General features: G+C 43.1%; 20 protein-coding genes. 18 read left to right on the top strand and 2 right to left on the bottom strand.

Annotated features, from left to right (window positions below; all coding sequences use genetic code 11):
* The first annotated feature begins 5 nt into the window (after positions 1-5).
* The 6 genes from A8805_RS06530 (at position 6) to A8805_RS06505 (ending at position 2,194) form a co-directional block, all read left to right on the top strand.
* The gene (locus tag A8805_RS06530) at positions 6-266 is read left to right on the top strand and encodes a DUF4315 family protein (RefSeq protein WP_109709403.1); all 261 of its coding nucleotides are present in this window, start codon (positions 6-8) and stop codon (positions 264-266) included.
* A complete protein-coding gene (locus tag A8805_RS06525; protein WP_109709402.1) occupies positions 263-901 on the top strand; it encodes a DUF4366 domain-containing protein in 639 nt (212 codons plus the stop codon). Before A8805_RS06530 ends, A8805_RS06525 begins: the two co-directional genes overlap by 4 nt.
* The gene (locus A8805_RS06520) at positions 862-1,098 is read left to right on the top strand and encodes a hypothetical protein (protein ID WP_330405779.1); all 237 of its coding nucleotides are present in this window, start codon (positions 862-864) and stop codon (positions 1,096-1,098) included. Before A8805_RS06525 ends, A8805_RS06520 begins: the two co-directional genes overlap by 40 nt.
* 6 nt (positions 1,099-1,104) lie before the next feature.
* A complete protein-coding gene (locus A8805_RS06515; RefSeq protein WP_109709400.1) occupies positions 1,105-1,488 on the top strand; it encodes a cysteine-rich VLP protein in 384 nt (127 codons plus the stop codon).
* Between the two features lie 176 nt (positions 1,489-1,664).
* Positions 1,665-1,850: a DUF4316 domain-containing protein gene (locus A8805_RS06510; RefSeq protein WP_109709399.1), complete on the top strand. Its 186-nt coding sequence runs from the start codon at positions 1,665-1,667 to the stop codon at positions 1,848-1,850.
* Positions 1,847-2,194, top strand: coding sequence for a plasmid mobilization protein (locus tag A8805_RS06505; RefSeq protein WP_109709398.1), 348 nt, complete (start codon positions 1,847-1,849; stop codon positions 2,192-2,194). The genes A8805_RS06510 and A8805_RS06505 overlap by 4 nt, the downstream gene beginning before the upstream one ends.
* Positions 2,195-2,248: 54 nt before the next feature.
* Here A8805_RS06505 and A8805_RS06500 read toward each other — a convergent pair whose 3' ends face one another.
* Positions 2,249-2,467: a hypothetical protein gene (locus A8805_RS06500; RefSeq protein WP_109709397.1), complete on the bottom strand. Its 219-nt coding sequence runs from the start codon at positions 2,465-2,467 to the stop codon at positions 2,249-2,251.
* A 131-nt stretch (positions 2,468-2,598) separates the two neighbouring features.
* Between A8805_RS06500 and A8805_RS06495 the strand changes: the two genes are divergently transcribed.
* The 3 genes from A8805_RS06495 (at position 2,599) to A8805_RS06485 (ending at position 4,810) form a co-directional block, all read left to right on the top strand.
* Entirely contained in the window at positions 2,599-2,838 is a 240-nt protein-coding gene (locus A8805_RS06495; protein ID WP_109709396.1) for a helix-turn-helix domain-containing protein, read from the top strand.
* A gap of 184 nt (positions 2,839-3,022) precedes the next feature.
* Complete coding sequence (locus tag A8805_RS06490) at positions 3,023-3,316, top strand: CD1845 family protein (protein ID WP_109709395.1); 294 nt, start codon at positions 3,023-3,025, stop codon at positions 3,314-3,316.
* Between the two features lie 78 nt (positions 3,317-3,394).
* Positions 3,395-4,810 (top strand): relaxase/mobilization nuclease domain-containing protein, encoded by a 1,416-nt coding sequence (locus A8805_RS06485; protein ID WP_109709394.1) that lies wholly within the window; start codon positions 3,395-3,397, stop codon positions 4,808-4,810.
* Positions 4,811-5,122: 312 nt separating this feature from the next.
* Here A8805_RS06485 and A8805_RS06480 read toward each other — a convergent pair whose 3' ends face one another.
* Complete coding sequence (locus A8805_RS06480) at positions 5,123-5,992, bottom strand: LysR family transcriptional regulator (protein WP_109709393.1); 870 nt, start codon at positions 5,990-5,992, stop codon at positions 5,123-5,125.
* A gap of 109 nt (positions 5,993-6,101) precedes the next feature.
* Here A8805_RS06480 and A8805_RS06475 point away from each other — a divergent pair, with 109 nt between their 5' ends.
* The 9 genes from A8805_RS06475 (at position 6,102) to A8805_RS06425 (ending at position 16,460) form a co-directional block, all read left to right on the top strand.
* Positions 6,102-6,533 (top strand): PaaI family thioesterase, encoded by a 432-nt coding sequence (locus tag A8805_RS06475; protein WP_109709392.1) that lies wholly within the window; start codon positions 6,102-6,104, stop codon positions 6,531-6,533.
* A 12-nt stretch (positions 6,534-6,545) separates the two neighbouring features.
* On the top strand, positions 6,546-7,025 hold the full coding sequence (locus tag A8805_RS06470) for a YbaK/EbsC family protein (protein WP_109709391.1): 480 nt from the start codon (positions 6,546-6,548) through the stop codon (positions 7,023-7,025).
* A gap of 36 nt (positions 7,026-7,061) precedes the next feature.
* Positions 7,062-8,492 (top strand): pyridoxal phosphate-dependent decarboxylase family protein, encoded by a 1,431-nt coding sequence (locus tag A8805_RS06465; RefSeq protein ID WP_109709390.1) that lies wholly within the window; start codon positions 7,062-7,064, stop codon positions 8,490-8,492.
* A 24-nt stretch (positions 8,493-8,516) separates the two neighbouring features.
* On the top strand, positions 8,517-8,834 hold the full coding sequence (locus A8805_RS06460; protein ID WP_109709389.1) for a cupin domain-containing protein: 318 nt from the start codon (positions 8,517-8,519) through the stop codon (positions 8,832-8,834).
* An 879-nt stretch (positions 8,835-9,713) separates the two neighbouring features.
* Positions 9,714-10,133, top strand: coding sequence for an RNA polymerase sigma factor (locus A8805_RS06450; RefSeq protein ID WP_109709387.1), 420 nt, complete (start codon positions 9,714-9,716; stop codon positions 10,131-10,133).
* A 665-nt stretch (positions 10,134-10,798) separates the two neighbouring features.
* Positions 10,799-11,068, top strand: a complete 270-nt coding sequence (locus A8805_RS06445; RefSeq protein WP_330405777.1) for a DUF6870 family protein — start codon at positions 10,799-10,801, stop codon at positions 11,066-11,068.
* Positions 11,069-11,151: 83 nt separating this feature from the next.
* On the top strand, positions 11,152-12,831 hold the full coding sequence (locus A8805_RS06440) for a recombinase family protein (protein WP_109709386.1): 1,680 nt from the start codon (positions 11,152-11,154) through the stop codon (positions 12,829-12,831).
* Between the two features lie 976 nt (positions 12,832-13,807).
* Positions 13,808-14,746 carry a substrate-binding domain-containing protein gene (locus tag A8805_RS06430; protein WP_109709384.1) on the top strand — a complete coding sequence of 313 codons (939 nt, stop codon included), beginning with the start codon at positions 13,808-13,810 and terminating at the stop codon, positions 14,744-14,746.
* Positions 14,727-16,460, top strand: a complete 1,734-nt coding sequence (locus tag A8805_RS06425; protein ID WP_181392757.1) for a sensor histidine kinase — start codon at positions 14,727-14,729, stop codon at positions 16,458-16,460. The genes A8805_RS06430 and A8805_RS06425 overlap by 20 nt, the downstream gene beginning before the upstream one ends.
* Positions 16,461-16,466: the final 6 nt, after the last annotated feature.

Raw genomic sequence — 16,466 nt, 5'->3', positions numbered from 1 at the left:
ATATTTTGAACGCAAAAATTGAACGTGTGAAAAAGGAAATCGACAAGACCAAAGAAAAAATCAGCGAATTTCAAGCTAAACTGCGGGAATTGGAAAAGCAGAAAACCGAGTTTGAAAATATGGAAATTGTAGAGGCGGTGCGTGGCATGGATATTTCCCTTGCGGATCTCGCCACCCTGCTAAAAACCGCAAAGACTGGCGGTGCTACTTCGGGCCAACTTGGCCCGAAGTCAACCAATCAAGAACAGGAGGAAACCGAAGAATGAAAAAATATCGTATGATGGCGGCGCTATGCGTCGCCTTTTTGCTGACAATCTCTTTTAGTACCGTGGCCTATGCCGGAGGTGAGGAACCGACCCCGGAGCCAACGGAAACCCCGGCCCCGGAGCCGATAGCCGCTCCCAATCCCTTTACCCCTGCCGGAACGGGAACGGTGGTTGATAATGCTACCGATGAAGATGGAAAAGAGTTCTTTACCATTATGACCCCAAACGAAAACGTATTTTATCTTGTAATTGACCGCCAAAGGGAGCAGGAAAATGTGTACTTCCTTAATGCGGTAACAGAAAAAGACCTTCTGGCTCTTGCGGAGCAATCCGAGGAGCCAGAAGAAGTGGCCCCAACACCCCCTGTCACTACTGAGCCGACACCGGAGCCAATCCCCGAACCAACCCCGGAACCGGAAAAAGGCGGCAATATGGGTATGATGATTTTTGTTGCCCTTGCGGTGTTGGTTGGTGGCGGAGCCGGGTACTACTTCAAGATTTACCGCCCGAAGCAGGAGCAGGCCGTTTCCGCAGATGATGATTACAACGAATATGAGGACGACCCTTATGGTGAGCAGGAGGACGATACCCCGCCGTGGGATACAGACGAAAGCACCGGGGAGGACGAGGAATGAACTTTACCAACAGCCCCTACGAAAAAATGATGAAGCAGAAGCCCCGTCCCTCACGCCAGAAATCGCCGAAACCGCCGAAAGGCTCCCCCTGCCGGGAGTGCAATTATTGGAATGGCATTTCCTGTGTGGGTGTTTGCTACCGGGATTTGATTATTTCGCGGAGGGAGGCAGCTTCGGGCCAACATGGCCCGAAGTAACCGCCTATGGAAGTAGACAGAGCATTGCCCCGTGAACTGACCCGCCATGAAAGAGCAACGATCCGCAGGCTTGTGGTTGGTATGTGCGCTAACTATGACGGAGAACATTGTTGTTTGCCACTGGATTATGGCAGGTGCTATATGCTTGATAAGTGGTGGACGGGTTCCTACTGCAAGTATTTTGAAAAGTCTGTTCTTCCTCTGAACCCGGTTTTGGAATCTACACTGACAGGCCAATCCTATCTTTCCAGAAAAGTCTGCCCCGTCTGTGGTAATGTATTTCTTCCAGTTACAAGCCAGGCATATTGTTCCGAGCGTTGCCGGGACGAGGGCAACCGCCGCAGAAGCCGGGAACGTATGAGGAAGAAGCGGCAAAAATCAAGGGTATAGTGTTACGATGTTCACTGAAAAAAGCCACGGTTTCCGTGGCTTTCCGGCTCCTGTTTTTTGGGGGGAGGGATAAATGTCCGCTATCCCTTAAAATAGGGCTAACTTCGTAACATTGCGAAACAAACAATAGCACTTCGGGCCAACTTGACCCGAAGTTATGAAAGGAGCGATTTTCTATGCAGGAAAAAGACAACTATTTGAAAAATGCAGAACTCTCCACTGAGCAAAATTATAACATGATTGATGGGATTCCCAATAATGCCCCTCTACCTGTGCCGCAGGCCCGCCCGGAAGAAAGACCAAAAGACCGGGTAAAGGAACCGCCCTCAAAGCGAAGAAGCCGGGAACGGGAGGACAGATGAGCCAACGAAAGCGCAGGCGGGGCGTTCCTCTCTATGTATGGGTGAGTGAAGAAGAATACACCGCTATTCAGCAGCGCATGGAAGAAGCGGGAACACAAAATTTAAGTGCCTATATCCGCAAAATGGCGCTCAATGGGTATGTGCTGAATGTTGACCTTGCGCCTGTGCGTGAACTAGTTTCTCTACAACGCAGATGCGCAAATAACCTCAATCAGATTGCTATACACGCTAATACCTATGGCATATACCCGTCTGAAATATCGGCTTTGCAAAAAGACTATGCTGAACTGTGGAGCCGGGTTTCCGATGTTCTCAAAGAACTGGCGACGGTTACAGCTTTATAAAAAATGGGGAGCGGCGGCATACTCTACCATCGCTCCCCTATTTTTATTAGAATATTATTGTTTTGTCATATCTGCTATGTAGGCAATTACTTCTTCGGGAGTTGGTTTCTCTCCTTTATGGGGAATGGTTTTCCAAAATGACTGTGCCTGTGGTTCAGGACTTTTCATGCCCTCTGCTATGGCAACTTCGATTTCACGGCGCACCTCGCCCTCACTGATACCTTTCTGCTTGGCAAGGTTTTTGATTGCTCTTTTTGCTTTTCCAATATCCATTGTTTTCTCTCCTTTTCATCAGCATGTGCAACAAGTCTAATTAGACTTGTTAGAACTTACTTTCCTATTCTACTTAGTACATACTGTATATGTCAACCATGTGGAGAATTTACATGAAGAGGAGGGCTTTAATGGAATACGGAACAATTAGAATCAAACTGGATGAATTGATTGAACAAAGAGGTTTCAGTAAAAACAAATTAAGCCATAAAGCTGAAATGCAGCGTACTCAACTTAACAATTACTGCAATAACACGATAAGCAGGTTGGATATTGATGTTCTGGCTCGGTTATGTACGGTGCTTGATTGTGAAATTGGCGACTTGCTGGAATTTGTACCATCAGACAATAAGAATACAGAGCAGAAATAAAGTAGATGCGATGGCCTCACAAGGGCAATCGCATCTACTTTATTTCTGCCACTTCGGGCCATGTTGGCCCGAAGTCTAAAGACGAGATTTCTGTCTCCTCGACAACATTGTTGTACCCTTTGGGACATGGTAAAATATAGGTAGGAATAAACTTTACAATCCTACCTTGAAAGGAGCCTTTATTATGAATATAATAGGAAAAATAATAGCAATACCGTTTGCAATCGTGCTGACACTGTTCGGTGCAATCATACGCTTTCTGTTCTGCTTTGCGTCAAGCGTTCTTACCGTTCTGTCGGGGATTTTAGGCTTGCTCTCGATTGCCATGTTTGTCACGGGCTGTACGCTCAATAACTGTATATGGGTCATGGTGTTTGCTTTCCTGCTTTCTCCTTTTGGAATACAGGCGATTGCGGAATGGCTGATAGATGGCATAGAGAGATTAAGCAACCGGCTTCAGCTTTATATTATGGGATAAAGATAAAAACAGAATGGTCAAGGCAACTTCGGGTCAATTTGGCCCGAAGTTATTTTTTGCAGGAAAGGAGGTATGCTCTTGGCAACCACACGCCTTATGACCCGCCATATTGGGAGTGGAAAAACCATTATGGAAACTTTGAAAGATGGATTTGACTATGGAAAAAATCCTGATAAGACCCGTAACGGCGATTTGATACTTGCCTATGAATGTGATCCCGCCACAGCCGACGCAGAATTTTTGCTTTCCAAAGCAAAGTATAAGGTGATTACTGGACGGGAGCAGAAAAGTGAAAATGATGTTTTATATTATCAGCTTCGGCAGGCGTTCCCGCCCGGAGAGATAGACGCAGAAACAGCCCTCAAAATCAGTTATGACGTTGCTATGCGATGGACAAAAGGCAAACATGCCTTTTTCGTGGTATCCCATATTGACCGCCCCCACCCGCATTGCCATATTTACTATAATTCAACTTCACTGGACTGCACCCGAAAGTTTCGGGATTTTATCGGTTCGGCACGGGCATTTCGCCGCTTGTCTGACCGGGTATGCCTTGAATACAATTTATCCGTTATCACAAATCCGAAACTTCATAGCCAGGGCAAATTCAAACATTATGGCGAATGGCAAGGCCGGGATAAACTCCCCTCTTTTCAAGAGCGGTTAAAGGCACAAATTGATGTTTGCCTTGCACAGAAGCCAACGGATATGGACAGCTTTTTACAACTAATGTTGGCGGCAGGTTACAAGATAAAACATGGGCGTGGCGGTACAATCAGTTTTGGGGTAGAGGGGCAGGAACGCTTTACCCGGTTACGGGCTTCTACACTTGGCAAGGGTTACGGTGTAGAGGATATACAGGCCATCATTGAGGGGCGTACTTCTATGCCGGAAAGCCGAGCCGGGGCCTCCCGAAAAGTCAATCTGATTATAGATATTCAATCACGCATGAGAACAGGAAAAGGCCCTGCCTATGAGCGGTGGGCTAAAATCTTCAACCTAAAGCAAATGGCTGCAACACTCCAATATTTGCAGGAAAATGACCTGTTGGAATATGAACAGTTAGAGCAAAAAGCCGCTGAGGTTACAGACCGTTTTCATACACTTTCGGACAGCATAAAATCCGCTGAATCTGCTATACGCACCAATGTGGAATTAAAAGCGGCGGTGGTTGATTACGCAAAAACCCGTTCCGTATTTGAGGGATACAAAGCTACAAAGTACAGTCGCAAATATCTTGCGGAGCATGAAGCCGATATTGTAACCTACCGGGCGGCAAGGGCTACAATGGATAGGATTTTGAACGGGGCAAAACTTCCAAAGATGGATACCCTTAAAGCAGAATATCAGACACTATCGGCAAAGAAAAAGGCCGCCTACGGAGAATACCGGGCGACCAAAAAAGATATGCAGGAACTTATCACGGCAAAGGCCAATATTGACCGTCTGTTCAGCTTGACAGACACAATGAAAAATAAGGAAATGGAGCGGTAACGGTATGAGAAAAAAACAAGCGGAGCGCAACAGCTTCGGGCCAAGTTGGCCCGAAGTAGCCGGGTCTGGGGCGGCTTGCCCCAACAAGCAATTTTTGAGATTTGACCGAAAGGGAAAATCTTAAAAATGTGCAAGTGTCAATACACTTGCCCTGCTTGCCGTTTAGCGAACTTCTTATTTGGCTTCCTATTGTTCTTTTGTGATTAATCATTTAACTGAGTATTTTTGAAGTCCAGCCTACAAAAAAATTTCCATTCGGCAGTTTTGCTTCTTGTTTAAAATAACTAATTTATTGTTACAAGTGCGATAATGTCACGGCATCATTTCAACATGGTTGAGAAGATACTCAATAAAATACTTGCTTGCAATCGGTAAACTGCTCTTGTCTTTATATCCAATTGCAAGCGTTCTGTTAATAGGAGGATTAATTGGCAATAGAGCGATATTGTAATTTGTGCGACGTAGCACTAATTCCGCTAAAATGCTGATGCCCAATCCCGCTTCCACCATTGTCATGATAGCATAATCATCATGAATACGAAATTTTATATTTGGCTCCAAATTACAAGCATGAAACGCTTCCATTGGTTCACTAAAATGCCCTTCCTCCAGCAGAATAAATGGCTCGTTTGCGATTTCCTCCAAACTGACAGCACTATTGGAAGCTAATTTGTGATTTTCCGGCAGAACCGCTAACATTCTTCCTTCTTTGATGTAAACCGTTTCTATTCCGGTTACGGCGGCAGGCGTAGTAAAGCCGAAGTCTACGGCTCCAACTTTTATCCATTCCTGTATCGAACTATAATCTCCCTGATGAAGAATGAATTCTACATTTGGATATAGTATCTGAAACTCTTTTATCAACTGTGGCATCCAGTGACAGGAAATGCTCGCTAATGTACCAATACGGATTACTCCTGTTTCCAATCCTTTTATCTCATTAGCCTTTTCCATCGTAGCCCGATATTGAAGGATAGTCCTTTCAATAAACGGGTATAAATCCACACCCTCTAATGTCAGCTTTACGCCTAAACGGGAACGATTTAACAACTTGATTGACAATTCGTCCTCCAAAGATGAAATCATCTGACTGATTGAGGACTGTGTATAGCCAAGGGCCTCCGCTGCCTTGGTGAAGCTTCCAAACTCAATAATTTTTTGAAGTGCAATAAATCGGTTCATAATCCACAAATCGTCCTTTCTAATGATTGCATTAGATATATTTGTTTTACTTATCCTAAGGAGAAGTATATAATAAATCCAAAAGAAAGGCAAGGAAGAGGTGAATTTAATGGACTTTTCCCAAACGAATAGCAAGCTATATGAAAGAGTTTCCAAGAACTTTGAAAAGCAGAGTTTTTTATCTCTTATCGGGGCAAAGATTGAAAACGTTGAAAAGGGAAAGGTGTCTATTTCTTGTGAAAGCAAGGATATTTTGCTTCAACAGCAAGGACTGTTACATGGTGGGGTCATTACTACCTTAGCAGATGTAGCGGGTGGATATGCCGCTTTAACTACAATGCCGGAAAATTCCGAGGTTTTGACAGTTGAACTAAAAATAAACTTAATGCGCCCGGCTACTACAAAAAAAGTAATAGCCATTGGCGAAGTGATAAAGGTCGGAAAAATACTGGTTGTTGTTGAAGCAACAGTTACAGATGAAGCTAATAAAATACTTGCAAAAATGATGTCTACCATGTTTGCAACTAGTGAAAAAGTATAGGAGGTCACTACAATGTCTTATGAAAAAGTAAAAGAATATTTTGACGGTGTTGGCTTGGGTGAGCGCGTTGTACTCAGGGAACACATCGGGGATACAGTAGAACACGCCGCAGAAGCCATTGGGTGTGAGCCAGCACGGATTGCGAAAACAATGTCTTTCATTCAAGATGGAGAACCTGCTTTGGTTGTAATGGCTGGCGACGCTAAAGTAAACAACACCAAATATAAAGCCTGCTTTCATCAAAAAGCAGTGATGATACCCGGCGATCAGGTGGAAGTTCTTATAGGCCATGCGCCGGGTGCGGTCTGCCCTTTTGCGATTCATGAAGGCGTCAAGGTTTATTTGGACGTATCTCTCAAACGATTTGATATTGTTTATACTGCCGGTGGCAATGCAAACAGTACAATTGAACTTTCGCTGGAGGAATTGGAGCAACATGCATATCATTCTGGCTGGGTAGATGTATGCAAGGGCTGGTATGTAAACGAATAATCTCATAGGGAATAAAAAGGACAGGTGACAAAAAGTATGAAAACAACTGATAACATTCTCGGCAAAGCCTATTCCGCCGATAAATTTAGAAAAGACGCTCAACAAGTAACTGATATTATTGCTGAGCATTTACAGGCATCCCAATCCAAACAATCGGGTAAAACAATTGAATGGGCTTCCCCCGAAGAACAACTGCGGTTTTGGCAGGAGGACTTTGTATCCTCCGACTCAGTAGACTTACCAGGTCTTTGTAAAAACGTATTTTCCCATTCCATCAATTTTCACAGCAAAGGGTATATGGGGCATCAGGTTGCAACAACACTGCCGGTAACCGCTTTAACCTCTGCAATCATAGGTTACCTGAATAACTGCACAACGGTATATGAATTAGGAATGGCTGGAAATTCCATGGAAAAAGTCATAATCGGGCATCTTGCAGAAAAATTCGGATACGACAGGGGCTCCACCGGGTTTGTAACCTCCGGTGGCTCTCTTGGCAATCTGACCGCCCTCGTTACGGCCCGTACATCTTCGGGCATAGCGGAGAAGGATTATCATAATCTGGCCATCATGGTATCAGAAGAAGCCCATTACAGCGTGGAGCGGGCCGCAAAAATAATGGGTATCAAAACCGAAAACATAATAAAGGTTCCGGTTGACGATCACTTTAGTATTCGGCCAGAACTACTGGAAAGTGCCTACCGGCAAGCAGTATCAGATGGCAAGCTTGTTTTTTGCGTTGTAGGTTGTGCCTGCACCACCTCTGTTGGGGCTTATGACGACTTGACAGCAGTTGCAGGCTTTGCACAAAAACACCATTTATGGTTCCATGTGGACGGTGCCCATGGTGGTGCTGTGATTTTCTCTGATAAATACAAACATCTGTTAAATGGTATAGAGAAATCCGATTCACTCATTTTGGATTTCCATAAAATGATGCTTGTGCCACCGCTTTCCACTGCTATCATATACAATTCCAGAAACAGAAAGGCAAACGAGTTTTCGCCCAAAGCTGCTTATTTATGGCAGGACCAGCAGGCAGAAGAATGGTACAATTCTGCCAGACACACGCTAGAATGTACAAAGCCAATCACCGTTCTCCACACATATGCTATCATGCGCTTGTATGGCGATGAGATATACCGTCAGAATGTTGATACACTTTACGATTTGGGCAGGCAATTTGCCGAAATAGTAAAAGAGCAGAAGAATATGGAACTAGCGCTTGAGCCGGTCAGCAATATTGTCTGTTTCCGCTATTTGTCGGAGAGGACAAACCATGATGAATTGAATAAAAAGGTGCTTGATGAACTTCTTAGGGATGGAACCTTTTACGTTGTAAGCACAACAGTCAGAGGTAAATTTTATCTGCGCATTACTCTCATGAATCCACTTACAGACAGGCAGGATTTAGAGGCTTTGCTTGCAAAGATTCAAAAAATTGCCGAAGAATCAGCTTGTGCATAAAAAATAAAATCAGGAGGATTCATTATGGTAACCAAAAAAGAAGCAGCGAAAAAGAGGGTATTTAAGGGGGTTTCACTTGATTCCCTCGCAGTCGGTGAAAAGTCGATGGTGTGCAAGATGAATTATGTGGAAGGCAATTTTGCAACGCTCCATCAACACCCCCATGAACAAAGTGGTTATGTGATTTCTGGAAAGTATTTAATGACTGTTGACGGGCAGGAGTATGAGTTAAATCCCGGCGACAGCTATGCGGTTCCGGGAAATGTTCCTCATTCGTTCAAAGTGATTGAGGGTGGAGAGGTAATTGATGTATTTACTCCGATAAGGGAAGATTATCTATAATTGCATTGGTTCTTGGATAAGCAAAGAATTATGTAAGTCTATCAGTTGTATGCCTTGTTTTATCCCATGGAAGGGAGTAATTATGGAAAAAAGCATAAAAAAATTGTTTCTACGTGCGATTGTGTCCTTGTTTTTATTTGCGGTAATCTTACTTGTAATCGCTTTGTTTGTAGAAGTGGACAGCATTTACAGCACTATTTTATTTGTTATTTCGCTGATTCCTTGCACATTTTATATAGTCAACGGAGTCAAGTTACTTAAAGCATTAGAGATAGACAAATTTTATTCTAAATTTTTATGATAACGGAATGATAGTGCGCTAAGGTTCAGGGCATACAGAAATTTATATAATAAAAATTCACCATGCCTCACGGCATAATAAAAAAACCGTTGGTTTGGTGAATATATTGCTATGCTTAATGCAAACGGCGGTTTTGAAATAATCAAAGCCGCCGTTTCACGTTCTAAATAGTGGGCTTGTGGGGGGGCATAATTTTATTCTTAGCAAAGGCGGCTTGAGTATAGGAGGTTCATTTTATGTACATTAAGCCGCTATCTTCTATCCATGAGGAGCCGCCACATTACTGTGACGGCTGGATGTAGCAGAAATCCTAATCCTACATAGCTTCAAAAAATTACAGAAAATTATGAGCGGGTACTCCGCTCATTTTTTATTCGACATCTTTCGGGAATTTCTCCGTAAAGGTGTTTTTTTATACCTTTTTTTGACGGGAAACCACTCTAAACAGACAGCTTTCGGGGACAAGCTTATTGGTCGCTTCGGGCCAACTTGGCCCGAAGTCCGACCCCGCTGTCGCTCTCCGCCTTACTCCATTTCGATTTGCAAATCCCTAAAAAATCGAAATGGAGGAACGCCATATGGCAAAAATCAATCTGCGGGATTTTTACCCGTTTTATAATACTGACTTTTTTATTGAGATACCCGATGAAGTGGAAGCCGCCCTTTTGGAAGCGGAGCGAGTGGAACAGAACTACATTCGCCGCCGTTTTTACAATAAGGCTCACTACTCTCTGGACGCAGGCGATGGAATTGAAAATGAAATTCTGTTCGTTTCGCTTACTCCCTGCGAACTCTATGAACGCAAAATGACAGCAGAACAATTACAGGCGGCTATGGCCTCTTTGCCGGACAAGCAGGGGAAACGGATTTACGCTCATTACATACTTGGCATAAGCAAATCAGATATTGCACGAGCCGAGGGCGTAGATGAAAAGGCTGTCAGAGTTTCTATTGAACGAGGACTTCGGAACATGGAAAAATATTTGAAAAACTTATAATTACCTGTTCCGAATTTGTCCTCTAAATCACATGGCTATTAGAAAGAATTTCTTTTCTTTCTAATGCCCTTTGACAACTGAATACCGATGATTCGGATACTTTCAATCTAGGAGGAGCCGAGCCGCAGGGTACGCCATGACCGTCCGCTGAAAGGGGGAAAGACCTAAACGGGGTGTGAGCGAAAAATACCAACTGCGACAGGGTGGAAATGGCAAGTCGCCCGGCGATAATCTCTGGATTGGTACATTGATACTTGCGGTTTGAACGCTTCACAGCATTGACCGCCACGCCATAAGCATGGGGTGAGGTGAAATTCCTATGAGGGTGGTTGCCGCCGCCCGTCCGAATCATCGTTTATATATATAGGGCGTACCGTTCCGGGTTTTTCTGTCTAATGACAGCCCGATTATTTCCGGCACAGTACGCCCCCTATTTTAACAATAGGAAAATCGAAATGGAAAGCAACAAGGTTTTCAATATGCGTAGCGTAGAGAAAGCGAAACAACACTATTAAACAGTCCCATTGACTTCGGGACAACTTGGCCCGAAGTATGAGGAAAAATTAAAGGCTACCACTTTTATGATAAAAGGTGGTGGCCTTTTGTGTTTCCTCATAGGACAAACTGGGAAACGCATATATTGAATCATGCAGAACAGGAGGTGCATGATGATGATTACGCCGAAAATGGTAGATGATTTTATGAGCGTAAATATAGAAACGGTAGAGGTAGGGAAACTGGCTGATATAAGTATGTTGGAACTTGATAATTCCCTGCCTAAAGAGAAACGGCTGACCTATGTTTTGGAGAAGCTGAAAAATCCCTTATGCTTTCGTTATGGGGATATGGGTATCAAACTTGAATTTGACGACAATGCACCGTCAGCTCAAGAGGTACTTGAAAACTTCCTCATACGCAAGAAAAGTGGCTTATAATGCGACTTTGCGCCTCCGACAACATTGTTCGCATTACGCCAAAATGGTATAATATAGGTGTAATGTGATAGAGAGGAGGACACATGGCACGAGTAGCCGACAGGCAGACCATTACAAAATCAGCACCAAAAAACAAGGTATGGTATGTTGCATTTTATATTCGTTTATCCCGTGAGGATAAACGCGGGAAAGATGAATCCGAGAGCATTACCAATCAAAGACTTATCCTAACCGATTTTCTTGAACAGCAGGACGATGGCGACGAATACATTTTCGTTGGGGAATATGTTGACGATGGTGTAAGCGGTACAACAGATGAAGAACGTGAGAATTTCCAAAGACTTTTGTCCGATATTCAAAAAAGTAAAGTCAACTGCGTGGTTGTTAAGAACCTTGCAAGAAGTTTTCGTAACAATGGCGACCAAAGCTATTATCTTGGCGACTGGTTTCCACGAAATGATGTGCGGTTTATCTCTCTTTACCAACAGCCCATAGATACCTATAAAGACCCCCAAAACGCTCAAAATATCGCTGTTCCGGTTCAAGGTGTTTTGAACGAAGAACACGCAAGAGGTACATCAGAAAGCATTCGGAGAACTTTTGATAAGAAGCGGGAAAAAGGGTTACATATCGGTTCTTTTGCGGCTTACGGTTATATGAAAGACCCGGAGGATAAAAATGCCCTTGTTATTGATGGAGAAGCGGCTGAAAATGTGAAAAGCATATTCGCATGGTTTTTAGAGGGCATGAGCAAAAATGCGATTGTACGAAAACTCAATAATAGTGGTATTTTATGTCCAGCGGCTTACAAGAAAAGTAAGGGTATGAAATATCAAAATCCTAATGCTACAGAGGGCAAATCTCTATGGGCGGCAATCAGTATAACCGGCATTTTGAAAAACCGTATTTATGTTGGCGATATGGTACAAGGGCGTTACCGCATAAAAAGTTATAAAATCCATGTGCAGGAAACTGTCCCGGAAGATGAATGGTACATTGTTGAAAATACCCATGAACCGATTATCAGCCGGGAGGATTTTGCAAAGGTACAAGACCTTATGAAAAAGGACACCCGTACCGCACCACAAGAAAAGGGATTGTATTTGTTCAGCGGTTTTCTGCGTTGTGCCGATTGTGGTAAGGCTATGACACGAAGCAAAGTAAGAGCAAATGTCTATTACTATTGCCGCACCTATAAAGATCAGTCAAAAACAGCTTGCACAAAACATACAATACGCCATAATCACTTGGAACAAGGTGTACTGTATGCCATTCGCCAACAGGTTTATGTTGCGGTAGCATTTTCTGAAATTGTTTCCCGTATCAATACTGCCCCCTTGCAGAAAAGCCAGTCTATAAAACTGAATGAACTCATAGCGGCAAAGGAAAAAGAACTTTCCAAAATTACACGTTATCAACAAAGTATCTATCAAGATTGGAAAGACGGAGAGATTTCTCATAAGCAGTACCGCCATATGCAAGAAGATTACGAGCGACAAATTGAAGCACTTAACGAAGTTATTGACAATCTGCATGAAGAAAAGGAAGAACTTGAAAATGGGATTGATACAGAAAACCCATTCTTAGCTACCTTTAGAAAATATGAAAATATCGACAAACTGACAAGAGAGGTCTTAATTGAACTCGTAGAGCAAATCAAGGTGTACGAAAATGGCAATATAAGCGTTAGCTTAAAATTCGCTAATGAGTACCGCCGAATAGCTGAATACATCGAGGTCAATACCCATCAGAACGCGGTTTAATGGAACCGCATTTTTACAGGTAGTTTGTTTTCCTATTATATACGCCCCTGTTGCCCCCGTTGGGCCGGTTGCACCAGTAGGACCAGTAGGCCCTCCTGCGGGACCAGTCGGACCTGTGGGACCGGTAGGACCTGTTGGACATACGGGTCGTGGAGGGCAGGGGCACCGACCGCATCTACAAGGATTGCAGCTCGGCCAATTATTACAGCTTTGTTGTTCCATGTTTTGTTGTTCTATATTTTCATTGTTTTTCATGATTTTGGCTCCTTTTACTAAAACTAATTTTGTTCTAATATAGTATATACATCACATATACTATTGGTTATGTTTATAGTTTTTGACTCTGGATTCACATATAAGTCCCGTGATAAAAATGGTTTCAGAAGACTAAAGGATAAAACTGATAAAAAGCTTTTTCTGAAAATCTAGTTTTCAAACATATTTGTATATTCCCTATTTGAAAATGGCATCCGTACTTCACAAACATCCCTGATATGAGTATGGTATATTTTATCTACGAAGTGTGTCATAAGTATGAGGAATTTACTAAATAATGTTTTTAGAAGATAAAGCAAAATGCACACAAGACACACCGTGAAAGCGCGTGCATAAGTCGTGGTGAAACTGCTATAAAACGGACTTGAAATTTTATGAACAACACAAAAGCAAGAAAAATGACAAAAAATATTGCATGTAAATAGCGTGCATGTTACCATAAAACACAAGGTATAGGAATAAATACACGCACTTAAAGGCAGAAAAAAGAAAACGAAATAGATACAATAAGTGATAATAGGTATTAGGATCCAAAATAAGGTAACTTTGCAAATAATAGAAGTAAGAAAAGATTGATGTCTTCTGGAAGTTTTGCTGGTCGGACTTAGTCTTCTCTATGATTAGTGTTGAACCAGATTAAAAAAAATGATAAGTTAATGGAAAAGAACGTATTTTACGCAATAGAGAATATGAGGTGAATATGAGTAGAAGGATTACAAGTGGAATCTTGATCCTGGCATTGCTGCTGGTACTTTGTGGCTGCAAGAGTACGCAGGCAGAAGCAACTCCCCCGGAGTTGATTATTGGGGTGGTAGCAAAGAGCGACGCTACGGAATACTGGATGTCGGTGCGTTCCGGGATGGAGGCGGCTGCTAAAAGAAATGGCTGCAGGATATTATTTTTTGCTCCGGATGCGGAGGAAAGTGCGGAGGCTCAGGAGAAGCTGGCATCGGCTCTGATTAGGCGCCGTGTTGATGTGTTGGCTGTTTCTCCTATTGATGCTGTTAATGAGCCGGCTTATTTAAAAGAAGCCCGGAAACTGGGGATTCCGGTAATCAGCTATGATTCGGCCTTTGAAAGTGGAGAGATTGCCTATATAGGTATTGACAATCATCTGGCTGGTTATCAGATGGCGGCTAACCTGGCTAAACGTTTAGAATATCAGGGCGAAATAGGTATTGTCTCCGGAGAGCTGAATCAGATGTGTCATCGAGAGCGGGTCGAAGGGGTCAAAGAATATATTAAAACCGTGCCGGAGATGAAGATTACTTATATCGAAAGTGGTTATTCCGGTGCTAAAATGTCTGGGGAGAAGTTGGCGCAGTTAAGACGTGAACATCCAGAAGTTAAAGGCCTGGTGGTAACCAGTGCGGTGACGGCATTAGGAATTATTGAGAGCTTTGAGGCGGTGGGGCTTAGCATTGTCACCATTGATGTCCAGGAGGACGTTCTCTATGCTCTAAAAAATAAACATATTGTGGGGCTGGTAGCCCAATCCGGCTATGATATAGGTTACGAAACGATAAACTATGCAAGAGAACTTAAAGCCGGACGGGAAAAGGAAAAAAACATAATTATTGAGGCAGAATTTCTAACGGCCGAAAATGTGGAGGATTATCTTGAGAAGCATACGCAGTAAGGTGTTGATTTCTATTTTATTAATTACAGTCATAACGGCCACGGCTATTACCGGAATTTTTTATGTAAAATCCGCAGCGACAATTGAAGAAAATTATATTTCGTCAAACCAACAGCAGAACCGTCAGATTATTGAAAGCTTGGACCAGACAACCCAGGAAGTTTATCAGGTGCTGGTTGAAGCCTCTTGCGATGCGGTGATTAAGGCAAAAATCAAGGAATATACAGCGGAAAAGAAAGATAAAACTCTAATAGAGATAGTCAGCCTGTTACAAAATTATAATCAGCGGGATACCGCAATTTCTTCCTTTCATCTGATTATCCCGGACGAACAGGTGCTGGTAACCTCTGAGGCATATCCGAAGTTTAAAAAGGTCATTGAGCGGCGCAGTATCGAGGCTCTAATTAAGGAAACCAAAGATCAGGCCGGCCCCCTTTTACTGAATAACCTGATTAGCGGCCGGCGTCCCCACCTGGCTTTTGCGGAGCCAATTAACGATAATGGCATCGTAGGGTATCTTTGCGCAAATATTGAGGAACGCTATCTTTATTATAACTATGTTTCGGAGATGCAGAATGACACCATTAAAGAGGTGATGCTCCTGGACCAGAACAACGAAGTGATAACTGCCGGCGATGACCGCCAGGAAGAGGCTTTGGCGAGAACCGTAAAAGTGATGAAGGAAAAATTTAAAGCTTCTGATGCGAGCTTACAAGATGTTCGTATTGATGAGGAGACGATTTACTTTTATAGCCGTGCTCCATTTTCCGGTTGTGCATTATATATTTCAGTGGATCGGGAGATGGTTCTGGGAGATTTGGCAAAGCTCAGGCTTTATTATTTAGGAATTTTAATGATTTTCTTAATTATTGCCGGGATTTTAGCCAGTTATCTGGCTAGGCTGATCTATAAACCAGTGCAGAATCTGACGAGAACCGTTAAGCGGGTTTCAGAAGGAGAGCTTTCCACCAGGGCTCAGATTACTTCCCAGGATGAGATGGGAGATTTGGCGATGGAGTTTAACCAGATGCTTAACCAGATTGAAATCCTGATCAAACAGTTAATCGAGAAAGAGCAGCTAAAAAAGGATGCGGAACTAGAGGCACTGCAGTATCAAGTGACGCCTCATTTTATGTATAATACCTTAAATTCCATCAAGTATGCAGCTCTCATTAAGGGGGAGAAGGAACTGGCGGATTTAATCGAGAACTTTGTTGAACTGCTGCAGGCCAGCATCAGCAAAAAGGGGGTGTTTCTGACGGTCTCAGAGGAAGTACACATTTTGCAGAACTATGTACGCTTACAGGAATTTAGGAGCAATACCGCGATAAAGGTCATCTATGAAATTGAGCCTGCTGCAAGTAATTGCCTGATTCCCCGGCTGATTTTACAGCCTATTGTAGAAAACGCCATATTACATGGGATTGACATCAAAAAAGGGGATAGTTTAATTCTGATTTCTGCTGTTGTTTCGGGGGAAAAGCTTGAAATTGAAATTAAGGATAATGGACGGGGGATGAGCGAGGAGCAGATCAGGACGCTTTTAAACAGTCAGGTAAAAAAGACCAAGGGTTTTACCGCCGTGGGAATTCCGAACGTGCGGGACCGGCTGTCATTATACTACGGTGAAAAATCCCGGTTACGCTATGTCAGCAGTGACCAGGGGACGACGGTGATGATTTATTTACCAGCAACTTATGACGAAAAGGAGTAATGTAAA

The sequence above is a fragment of the Faecalicatena contorta genome, from assembly GCF_003149105.1.
In the GTDB taxonomy this organism is placed as follows: Bacteria; Bacillota; Clostridia; order Lachnospirales; family Lachnospiraceae; genus Muricomes; species Muricomes contortus_C.
The sequence above is the reverse complement of the archived record's forward strand: the minus strand, read 5'-3'. Positions and strand labels throughout refer to the sequence as shown.

Excerpts from the sequence above, each read along its gene's own strand:
- A8805_RS06510 (WP_109709399.1), top strand. The coding sequence starts at position 1,665 with ATGCAGGAAAAAGACAACTATTTGAAAAATGCAGAACTCTCCACTGAG.
- A8805_RS06445 (WP_330405777.1), top strand. The coding sequence starts at position 10,799 with ATGATGATGATTACGCCGAAAATGGTAGATGATTTTATGAGCGTAAAT.
- A8805_RS06440 (WP_109709386.1), top strand. The coding sequence starts at position 11,152 with ATGGCACGAGTAGCCGACAGGCAGACCATTACAAAATCAGCACCAAAA.
- A8805_RS06470 (WP_109709391.1), top strand. The coding sequence starts at position 6,546 with ATGTCTTATGAAAAAGTAAAAGAATATTTTGACGGTGTTGGCTTGGGT.
- A8805_RS06495 (WP_109709396.1), top strand. The coding sequence starts at position 2,599 with ATGGAATACGGAACAATTAGAATCAAACTGGATGAATTGATTGAACAA.
- A8805_RS06500 (WP_109709397.1), bottom strand. The coding sequence starts at position 2,467 with ATGGATATTGGAAAAGCAAAAAGAGCAATCAAAAACCTTGCCAAGCAG.
- A8805_RS06490 (WP_109709395.1), top strand. The coding sequence starts at position 3,023 with ATGAATATAATAGGAAAAATAATAGCAATACCGTTTGCAATCGTGCTG.
- A8805_RS06460 (WP_109709389.1), top strand. The coding sequence starts at position 8,517 with ATGGTAACCAAAAAAGAAGCAGCGAAAAAGAGGGTATTTAAGGGGGTT.
- A8805_RS06525 (WP_109709402.1), top strand. The coding sequence starts at position 263 with ATGAAAAAATATCGTATGATGGCGGCGCTATGCGTCGCCTTTTTGCTG.
- A8805_RS06450 (WP_109709387.1), top strand. The coding sequence starts at position 9,714 with ATGGCAAAAATCAATCTGCGGGATTTTTACCCGTTTTATAATACTGAC.
- A8805_RS06480 (WP_109709393.1), bottom strand. The coding sequence starts at position 5,992 with ATGAACCGATTTATTGCACTTCAAAAAATTATTGAGTTTGGAAGCTTC.
- A8805_RS06465 (WP_109709390.1), top strand. The coding sequence starts at position 7,062 with ATGAAAACAACTGATAACATTCTCGGCAAAGCCTATTCCGCCGATAAA.
- A8805_RS06515 (WP_109709400.1), top strand. The coding sequence starts at position 1,105 with ATGGAAGTAGACAGAGCATTGCCCCGTGAACTGACCCGCCATGAAAGA.
- A8805_RS06430 (WP_109709384.1), top strand. The coding sequence starts at position 13,808 with ATGAGTAGAAGGATTACAAGTGGAATCTTGATCCTGGCATTGCTGCTG.
- A8805_RS06505 (WP_109709398.1), top strand. The coding sequence starts at position 1,847 with ATGAGCCAACGAAAGCGCAGGCGGGGCGTTCCTCTCTATGTATGGGTG.
- A8805_RS06475 (WP_109709392.1), top strand. The coding sequence starts at position 6,102 with ATGGACTTTTCCCAAACGAATAGCAAGCTATATGAAAGAGTTTCCAAG.